The organism is Magnetococcales bacterium (assembly GCA_015231925.1).
GTDB lineage: Bacteria > Pseudomonadota > Magnetococcia > Magnetococcales > JADGAQ01 > JADGAQ01.
Map to the genome: position 1 here is coordinate 1 of JADGAQ010000353.1, position 2103 is coordinate 2103.

The window sequence follows — 2103 nt, forward strand, 5'->3', positions numbered from 1 at the left end:
TCAGGGTGGCGGCGCGTGCCCTGGTAAGCTGACGCCGCCACCCGCTTGTTGATCCCCCGTGCCGGGGGAGAACTTGGTGCTCGTATGGGGTGGGGTTCTCCGGAACCCCACCCATATACGTAGTATATGGGGAACGCGGGAATGATTTTTTCTCCTTGTTTTTCAATCGGTTGATCGTTCCCAAGATTCTCGGGAACGGCTGGGAACGGGAACGATGAATCAAGCAAAAACAGCATGTTACCGTTCCCAAAATCGGTCGTTCCCATGGGAACGCGGGAATTGCCCTGTTTTGGGAACGGCTTGGGAACGACTTTGATAAGAACGATTCTCATCCATATGGCATTCATACCTCCTCCTGACTCATGGTTCGTCCAGGGGGCCAGCCCCGGTTTGGAAACGCCCGACACCCAGGGCGAACTCTCCGTTGGGAACGTCGAGCCACTTCTTCAGCTTGCTGTCCCCGGCCATGCACAGAACCACCCGTCCCGAACCAAGCAGGGTTTCCGCCATTTCCAGAAGACGACTCCGGGTCATGTTGGCCAGGAGGTCCGGCAACTCCGAGCGCCGCTCGTACAGCCCGCTGCCGCCGGTACGGGTGAAGGGTTGGCCATTGGCGGCGCTTTTGGTGATGGCCGTTTCCAGAGCGGCGAGCAGCTCTTCCCGTCCGCCCGCAAGGTGGTGCAGGCTCGTGGTCCGGTCCATCAGCAGGCCGGAGACCGGATCGCGCACGAAGACCCGGACAGTCTTGTCGGTGGGCCAGTTGCTCTTGACGATGGCTCCCAGAAACACCGAGTCCCGTTCGAAGCGCAGGCCGAGCTGTTGGCAGACCTTCTTCGTTTCGTCATCCTCCGGGCTCCACAGGGCGTAGCTCCATCGCCCGCTGTCCACGAGGGCCGTGGTTCCACGGATGGCTTCCTTGGCATCCTGGGCCGTCAGGATCGGACGGTTGCCAGCCTTGCGAAAATGGTGCGTCGCCAACACGGTGGCCCCCGTTTCCGCCGCGATGCGACCCAGGGCGGCGAAAAACATGTTCCCCACCGCCGGATCGGCGTTCACGTCCGCGCCGACAAAGCTTTGCAACGGGTCGAGGACCAATAGGCGCAGATCGGGAATGAGCGACAATTCCCGCCGCAGATCATCGAACTCCTTGGTCAAGACTGGGCCGTCCCGTCCGGCACCCAGAAGCGAAGCCGGTCCTCCGGCATTGGGAAGGGGCAGCACAATCAGTCGGGAGTGGTCCCTCAATTGAGGAGAGAGGCCGTGCAGACGACGGTGGACTTCGTCCTGTTCGTCCTCGGCGGTCAGCATGACGGCGGTTCCGGTTTTGGGTTCGAGAACGCCGCCCAAGGCGGAAGGCAGCGGATTTCCAGGCATCACGGAGGCCGTTTTCACTGCCAGATCCAGAAGCAGCATGCTTTTCCCGGCTCCACCGATGGCGGCCACCATGCCCGGCACGGCAAGCGGCAGCACACCGCGCACGAGCCAGCGCCGCTCTGGAGGGGGGCCAAGGTAACGGTCGTAGGTCCAGGAAAGCAGATTGAACCTGGACGGGGTGTTGCGGTGAATCTCCCTGCGTTCGGCGTTGGTCAGGAAGTCACGGACCTCCAGCCCCTCGGCCACGGCGTCGGCGGCGTCCCATTTTTCCGGCTTGTCGCCGGGAGGGATGAGGATGGCCACGGAGTGGCATCCCACCGACTGACAGGCGCGGGCCATCGCTTCGGCGTGATCCCAGCCGGGGGCGTCCTTGTCCGGCCAGATCAGCACCTCCTTTCCGGCGAGGGGCGACCAGTCGGTCTTTTCCACCGGGGCGTTGGCCCCATGCATGGCGGTGGTGGCGACGATGCCGACAGCCTTCATCGCCTGGGCGCATTTCTCGCCCTCGACCAGGACCACGCGCCTGCTGGCCATGACCTCCGGCAGGTTGTAGAGCGGGCGTGGATCGGGGGCCTGCCAGCGGCGGGTGCGCACATCCCAGGGGCGGAACTCCTTCCCGGACGGGGGATCGTAGCGGTAGACGCAGGCCACCAAATTTCCGTCCCGGTCGTGGTAGTCCCACTTGCCGGTGTGGGGGCCCAGTTCGTCCACCCGCGCGGGCTTCCGGTC

At 63.8% G+C, this 2103-nt stretch carries 1 protein-coding gene; it reads right to left on the reverse strand.

Annotated features, from left to right (window positions below):
- Nucleotides 1–360: 360 nt before the first annotated feature.
- The coding region (locus HQL56_19740) for an AAA family ATPase (GenBank protein MBF0311750.1) at nt 361–2103 on the reverse strand (1743 nt) is incomplete at its 5' end.